At 62.6% G+C, this 6,137-nt stretch carries 8 protein-coding genes; 2 read left to right on the forward strand and 6 right to left on the reverse strand.

Translation table 11 applies throughout. The features are described from left to right. Window positions 1–12: 12 nt before the first annotated feature. Window positions 13–318, reverse strand: a complete 306-nt coding sequence (locus NKJ11_RS28425; RefSeq protein ID WP_128303532.1) for a hypothetical protein — start codon at window positions 316–318, stop codon at window positions 13–15. Between the two features lie 126 nt (window positions 319–444). Next, window positions 445–882, reverse strand: coding sequence for a MarR family winged helix-turn-helix transcriptional regulator (locus NKJ11_RS28430; RefSeq protein WP_352611230.1), 438 nt, complete (start codon window positions 880–882; stop codon window positions 445–447). 156 nt (window positions 883–1,038) lie between these two features. On the opposite strand from NKJ11_RS28430, the gene NKJ11_RS28435 reads away from it, so the two are divergent. Next, window positions 1,039–2,841: a chloride channel protein gene (locus tag NKJ11_RS28435; protein WP_023813095.1), complete on the forward strand. Its 1,803-nt coding sequence runs from the start codon at window positions 1,039–1,041 to the stop codon at window positions 2,839–2,841. On the opposite strand, the gene NKJ11_RS28440 is transcribed toward NKJ11_RS28435, so the two are convergent. The 4 genes from NKJ11_RS28440 to NKJ11_RS28455 form a co-directional block, all read right to left on the reverse strand. Further along, on the reverse strand, window positions 2,838–3,062 hold the full coding sequence (locus NKJ11_RS28440; protein ID WP_128306086.1) for a ribbon-helix-helix domain-containing protein: 225 nt from the start codon (window positions 3,060–3,062) through the stop codon (window positions 2,838–2,840). The two genes, NKJ11_RS28435 and NKJ11_RS28440, sit on opposite strands and share 4 nt — an antisense overlap. Before the next feature lie 10 nt (window positions 3,063–3,072). After that, complete coding sequence (locus NKJ11_RS28445; RefSeq protein WP_127260259.1) at window positions 3,073–3,270, reverse strand: DUF4169 family protein; 198 nt, start codon at window positions 3,268–3,270, stop codon at window positions 3,073–3,075. Window positions 3,271–3,286: 16 nt separating this feature from the next. Further along, entirely contained in the window at window positions 3,287–3,829 is a 543-nt protein-coding gene (locus tag NKJ11_RS28450) for an SspB family protein (protein ID WP_128306087.1), read from the reverse strand. A gap of 118 nt (window positions 3,830–3,947) precedes the next feature. Continuing rightward, window positions 3,948–4,637, reverse strand: coding sequence for a TetR/AcrR family transcriptional regulator (locus NKJ11_RS28455; protein ID WP_128306088.1), 690 nt, complete (start codon window positions 4,635–4,637; stop codon window positions 3,948–3,950). Window positions 4,638–4,824: 187 nt separating this feature from the next. Between NKJ11_RS28455 and NKJ11_RS28460 the strand changes: the two genes are divergently transcribed. Next, a complete protein-coding gene (locus tag NKJ11_RS28460) occupies window positions 4,825–6,030 on the forward strand; it encodes a multidrug effflux MFS transporter (protein WP_352611229.1) in 1,206 nt (401 codons plus the stop codon). Window positions 6,031–6,137 lie beyond the last annotated feature (107 nt).

Here is a 6,137-nt window from a genome sequence, read left to right on the forward strand (position 1 = left end):
CTCTGTTTGCCGTTACTGGTCCAGCATCCGGTAGTGGCCCACCACGGTCATTTCCTCGCGCTGCGGACGCTCGATCAAGCGATCCCTGATGCCGCTCTGGAAGGCCTCGAATGCCGCCAGCCCGGTGATGATGTCGGCATGGGCCTCGGTTTCCGTCTCGACCAGATGGACAAAGGTCCCGTCGTCGGACCGCCATGTCATGTAGCGAACACCTTCCGGCGACTTTTCCCGCAGCTCCTGGAACACGGCCTTGACCAGCCGTTCATTCTCATCGGTCCGTTCCGGTTTCGTCTTGTAGCGTATCAGGTGGCGTTTCATCGCGTTTTTTCCTCTTCGTGCCCTGCGCTTTGCGGGCCGCTTACGTCCGAGACGTTGTGGCGAAGCCAAAGGATTCGGGAGGCCGGGAAAATAATTCGGTGCCGTTTTCGTGCAAGGTCTGGAGCCTTACGCATGGTCCCGATCGAGCAGCCGGCGCAGCATCGGTTCGATGCGTGAAAGCTCGTCGAGATGTGCCGCCGACAGCTCGGCCAGGCAATCGTCGGCGCGCTCGGTCAGTTGCAGCAGCACGCGGCGGTGGTCGTCCTTGTCCTGATTTCTGGCGACCAGCCCTGTTTCGCAAAGGCGGTTGACCAGTTCGACGGCGCTGTGGTGGCGGATGCGCAGGCGTTCCGCGAGATCGCCAACCGTCACCGGGCCGCCGCCGGGGAATCCCTTGATCGCCAGCAGCGCCTGATGCTGGCGCGGGGTCAGGCCGGCGTCTTCCGCCTGGACCTGGCTGAATTCGAGGAAGCGGCGGATCAGGTAGCGAAACTCCGATAGCCGCTGGTAATCGGCTTGGCTGATGGCGGGGCGTGATTTTTGTGGCTGCGACATATCAGACATGTGTTCGTTTTCCGGCGAAAGCTCAAACGGATTTCGGGCGAAACCGGCTTGAATATTTATATCGTGTTACGATACATATCCACCAACAAGCCCGGCTGGCCGCTTCGACCGTGCCGCATCTCAGACGTACGGCGCGCCGCCAGGAAGCAAACTGCCATGAAGACCCCTCACTCGAACCCGGAGCATCTGCGCGATTTCACCACGGATGCCAGGGTGCTGTTCGTCGCCGCCATTGCCGTGGTGGTGGCGACAGCTGGACTGGTTGCCGGCATCGCGCTTTTGAAGCTGATCCGGCTGGCCACCAACATCGCCTATTTTGGCCAGTTCACGCTCGCCGATCTGAAGCTCGAGGACACGCCGCTGGGCTATGCCTCCGTCATCGTCCCTGTGATCGGTGCGCTGATCATCGGCCTGATGGCGCGCTTCGGCAGCGAGAAGATCCGCGGTCACGGCATTCCCGAAGCCATAGAGGCCATCCTGCTCGGGCGTTCCAGACTCGACGCCAAGGTGGCGATCCTGAAGCCGCTGTCGTCGGCGATCTCGATCGGCTCCGGCGGACCGTTCGGCGCCGAGGGCCCGATCATCATGACCGGCGGCGCGATCGGTTCGCTGATCGCGCAGATGCTGCCGGTCAGCGACAACGAACGCAAGACGCTGCTGGTGGCCGGTGCTGCGGCGGGCATGACCACGGTGTTCGGAACCCCGATCGCCGCCATCATGCTTGCGGTCGAACTGCTGCTTTTCGAATGGACTCCGCGCAGCTTCATCCCGGTGGCGGTCGCGGCTGTTATCGCCGAGGTGGAGCGCACCATGCTGCATCTGCCCGGACCGATCTTTCCGTTTCAGGGCGGCATGGAGGTGTCCTTTGTCGGCCTTGCCGGCTGGGTGGCGATCGGCGTTTGTGCAGGACTTTTGTCGGGGCTGCTGACGCAGATGGTCTATGCCTGCGAGGACGGTTTTCAGAAGCTGCCGATCCACTGGATGTGGTGGCCGATGCTTGGCGGACTGGTGGTCGGCATCGGCGGGCTGATCGAGCCGCACGCGCTCGGCGTCGGCTATGACAACATCACTGACATGCTGGACGGCCGCACCGTCGCGACGGCAGCACTCCTCCTGCTGGTGGTGAAGGCGATCATCTGGTCGGTAGCGCTCGGCTCGGGAACGTCGGGAGGTGTGCTGGCGCCGCTGTTGATCATGGGCGGGGCCATGGGCGCTGTGCTCGCCGGCGTTCTGCCTGCCGCGGATCCGGGTTTCTGGGCGCTGCTGGCGATGGCCGCCACCATGGGCGGCACGATGCGTGCGCCGCTGACCGCCACGTTCTTCGCCGTCGAACTGACCGGCAACACGCATATGCTGGTGCCGCTGATTGCTGCCTGCGCTGCGGCGCACGCCGTCACCGTGCTTCTGATGAAGCGATCGATCCTGACCGAAAAGATCGCCAGAAGGGGACATCATCTGGTTCGCGAATACCGCGTCGACCCTTTCGCCCTGACCAGGGTGCGCGAGGTGATGACGTCACAAGTCGAAAGCGTGCCGGCGACGATGACGCTGCATGGCGCGGCAGCGTTCCTGACAGCGCCGGAAACACGGCATCCGAGTTTCCCGGTGGTCGATGAGCGCGGCCATGTGCTGGGCCTCATCGATCCGCCGGCGATATTGCGCTGGAGACGCGCCGGCACGCACCGCACCACCACGCTTGGCGAACTGCTGGCCGGCAGCAAGGTGACGCTGGCCTATCCGGACGAATATCTCGAAGGCCTCTCCGACAAACTGCTGCTGGCCAACGTCTCTCATCTGCCCGTCGTCACTCGCGAAGGCTCGTTGCTGGTCGGCTATGTCGGCTGGAAGGATTTGATGCGCGTGCGGTCCAGGAAACAGGCCGAGGAGCGCGAGCGTTCGACCTTGCTTGGCTTCGGCACCAGACACACGAAAAAGAACGACGCCGTCGAAAGCCTTTAGATTCTCTCTGCGTGCTTCGCCCACTCCAGCACATAGAGCCTCAGCGCCGAGGACAGGTTGGTGTCGCGGGGCCGCGTCTCGTCGACTTCGGCGACAAGCGCAGCGAGCGTCAGCTCCCTGGTCGCCGCGATCGCGACGAGGTCCTCATAGAAGGGCTTTTCAAGCGAGTAGCTGGTGCGGTGACCACGAATGGTCACCGAGCGCTTTTCGACCGCGCTCACTGGTGACAGCTCACTGGTCGTCTTCGGCGCCGGATGGCTCGCGGCGGTGCCCAGCGACGAAGTTTTCGGCCTTGTCGGCGACTATGCGGTCGCGTTGCTTCTCTGCCTTGGAGCGACCGTACAGTGCCCGGTTCTGTTCGGCGACGCGCACTTTCTCGTCCCGCGCCTTCTGCTTGCGAGCCTGGCGGAGATTGACGATGTCAGCCATGGCGTGAACCGCAGGCCTATTTCTTGCGGAAGGCGTCGAGCGAGACCACTTCGGCGCCCTTGGTGCTGGCGTCCGCCGCTGCGGGCTTCTTCTCCGCCTCGGCGGCAGCTGCCTTCTTCTCCGCCTTCGGCTTTTTCTCGGAGACGATGGTCAACGGCTCAGGCGAGGCTGGAGCGGCTGGTTCCTCGGCTGCCGCGCCATCCGTCTTGACGTCGAATTCGAGTTCGAAATTGACCGACGGATCATAGAAGCCGCGTACGGCCGAAAACGGGATTTCGAGCTTTTCCGGCACATCGGAGAAGGACAGGCCAACCTCGAAGCCGGTATCGGTCACCTTCAGGTCCCAATACTGGAACTGAATGACGATGGTCATCTGCTCGGGATAGCGCTCGCGCAGCCGCGAAGACACGCGTACGCCCGGCGCGCCGGTCAGGAAGGTGATGAAGAAGTGGTGGTTGCCGGGGAGGCCGGTGCGCGCGACCTCGGCCAGGACCTTGCGCATGACGCCGCGCAACGCCTCCTGGGCCAGAATGTCGTAGCGGATGTGGTCGTCGGCCATGTGGCGGTCGGGTTCCGTTGAATCGTCCGCATAGCTGTAATCAAGCTTGAGGGCGGCGTAAACCGCATATAGATCACCCTCGCGCGGAAGCGAAGACTATTGCCAGCGATTTGATCGCTCAGGCGCTGGCGAGCGCGCTTTGCTTTTCGGACGATGCCGCGGACCGGCGCTTGCCGAAGGCGCGCAGGAATGTGCGCACGCCATTGGTCGCGGATTGCAGCACCTCGTCCTCGCGCGGCGAGCCGCCAAGCATGAAGGTGGTCTGCAGTTCGGCATTGACGAGGCCAAGGAACTGGCGTGCCGCCACATCCGGGTCCTCGATCGTGAGATAGCCGCCATAGGCGAGGCGGGCCAAGCGGGCGGCGATTGCCGGCCATGTTCTGCCCGGTCCCTGTTCGCGCCATTCGGCAAACAGTTCGGGATAGCGCTCGCCTTCGGTCTGGATCAGCTTGCGCAGGAATTTTCCGTCGCGGTTGCAGATGCAATTCTGGTTCAAGCGCACGGCAAAGCCGATCAGATCGGCTTCGAGATCCTTGGGCTGGTCGGGGAAGGTGGCAATGGTGGCGAAGATGCCGGCATTGCAGCGTTCGGTGAGGTCGCGGACCACGGCGACGAACAGTTTCTGCTTGTCGCCATGATGGTTGTAGATCGTCTGGCGCGAAACGCCGGCTTCGGCCGCGATCAGATCGATGTTGGCGCCGGCGAAACCTTCGCGGCAAAACACGGCAGCCGCGGAATCGACGATCGAGAGGCGCTTGGCCTCATGGCCGCGTGGCGGGAAAATGTCAGGAGAAACGTGCAGCTTCATAAAAAACTATATAGAGGTGATTGACGATTTAGACAAGAGTGTCTAAATTTGTGGACACAAGATAAAGAGATTTCGCGTGAGAGAGACGGATAGAATTCGCTCTCGAGCTGTCGGAAGCTCACGGGATGGAACGTCCTAGGTTAGACGTCGCCTAGCGGCGGCAACCAGATTTGAAAGAGCCTTTATCATGAGTCCCAAATTCCTCCGCATCGCGGTCGTGCTCGGCTTGTTGTCCGCCATCGGCCCGTTCGCCATCGACATGTATCTGCCCGCGCTGCCGTCGATCGGCGCGGATCTGCATGCCAGCACCGCTGCGGTGCAGATGAGCCTGTTGATCTTCTTCCTGTCGATGGGGTTTGGCCAGATCGTCGTCGGGCCGATTTCCGACATGATCGGCCGCAAGCTGCCGCTTTATGGCGGTCTTGCGCTGTTCATGGTTGGCGGCATCGGTTCGGCAATGGCGCCGACCATCGAATGGCTGATCGCTTTCCGTTTCCTGCAAGGGCTTGGCGCCAGCGCCGGCATGGCCGTTCCGCGCGCCATCGTGCGCGACCTGCACACCGGTAATGAGGCCGCCAAGCTGATGTCCTTGCTGATGCTGGTGTTCTCGGTGTCGCCGATCCTGGCGCCGCTGACCGGCAGCGTGATCATCGAGAATTTCGGCTGGCGCGCCGTGTTCTGGACGGTGACGGGCGCGGCTCTGCTGGCCACCATCCTTCTGGCGACTTCGCTCAAGGAGACGCGGCCGGTGGAAGATCGCGCCGGGTCCTCCTTCGGCACCGCGCTGTCGGCCTACCGCTTCCTGATGGGTGATCGCAACTTCCTCGGTCTGACGGCGATCGCCGGCTTCGGCATTGCCAGCTTCTTCGTCTATCTGTCGAGTTCGTCGTTCATCCTGATCGACCATTACGGGCTGTCGCCTTCGGTCTACAGCGTGTTCTTCTCGATCAACGCGGTCGCCTTCATCGGCATGTCGCAGATGACGGGGCTGCTGGCCGAGCGCTTCGGCCTGAGGCGCGTGGTGCGCGTCGCGGTGACCGGCTATGCGACGACGATGGTGGTGCTGTTCGCGGTGATGGCGACGGGCATCGACCGGCTCGATATGATGGCGGCGCTGCTGTTCGTCGGCTACGGCTTTCTCGGCCTAGTCATTCCGACCACCTCGGTGCTGGCCATGGAAGAACATGGCGAGATTGCCGGCACCGCTTCAGCGCTGATGGGCACGCTGCATTTCGCCATCGGCGCACTCGCCATGGGTGTCGCCGGCGTGTTCTTCGACGGTACGCCGCTGCCGATGGTGGCCGGGATCACGCTGTGTGCGGTGATTTCCTTCACGCTGGCCAAGATCACGCTCGGCCGCTCGCGCGAGGTTGCCGAGGCACCGGCGGAATAAGCAACCAAAACAAATGAAAAAAGCCCCGTTTTGAACTGACCCCCGAAAGTTGGACACAACCTTCGGGGGTTTTGCATGTCCAAATACAGCGAGAGTTTCAAGCGCTC

Source organism: Mesorhizobium sp. M0243, from assembly GCF_040321775.1.
Lineage (GTDB): Bacteria > Pseudomonadota > Alphaproteobacteria > Rhizobiales > Rhizobiaceae > Mesorhizobium.

What these genes read in the sequence shown, in the direction of transcription:
- NKJ11_RS28425 (WP_128303532.1), bottom strand. Translation starts at nt 318, where the DNA reads ATGAAACGCCACCTGATACGCTACAAGACGAAACCGGAACGGACCGAT.
- NKJ11_RS28430 (WP_352611230.1), bottom strand. Translation starts at nt 882, where the DNA reads ATGTCTGATATGTCGCAGCCACAAAAATCACGCCCCGCCATCAGCCAA.
- NKJ11_RS28435 (WP_023813095.1), top strand. Translation starts at nt 1,039, where the DNA reads ATGAAGACCCCTCACTCGAACCCGGAGCATCTGCGCGATTTCACCACG.
- NKJ11_RS28445 (WP_127260259.1), bottom strand. Translation starts at nt 3,270, where the DNA reads ATGGCTGACATCGTCAATCTCCGCCAGGCTCGCAAGCAGAAGGCGCGG.
- NKJ11_RS28450 (WP_128306087.1), bottom strand. Translation starts at nt 3,829, where the DNA reads ATGGCCGACGACCACATCCGCTACGACATTCTGGCCCAGGAGGCGTTG.
- NKJ11_RS28455 (WP_128306088.1), bottom strand. Translation starts at nt 4,637, where the DNA reads ATGAAGCTGCACGTTTCTCCTGACATTTTCCCGCCACGCGGCCATGAG.
- NKJ11_RS28460 (WP_352611229.1), top strand. Translation starts at nt 4,825, where the DNA reads ATGAGTCCCAAATTCCTCCGCATCGCGGTCGTGCTCGGCTTGTTGTCC.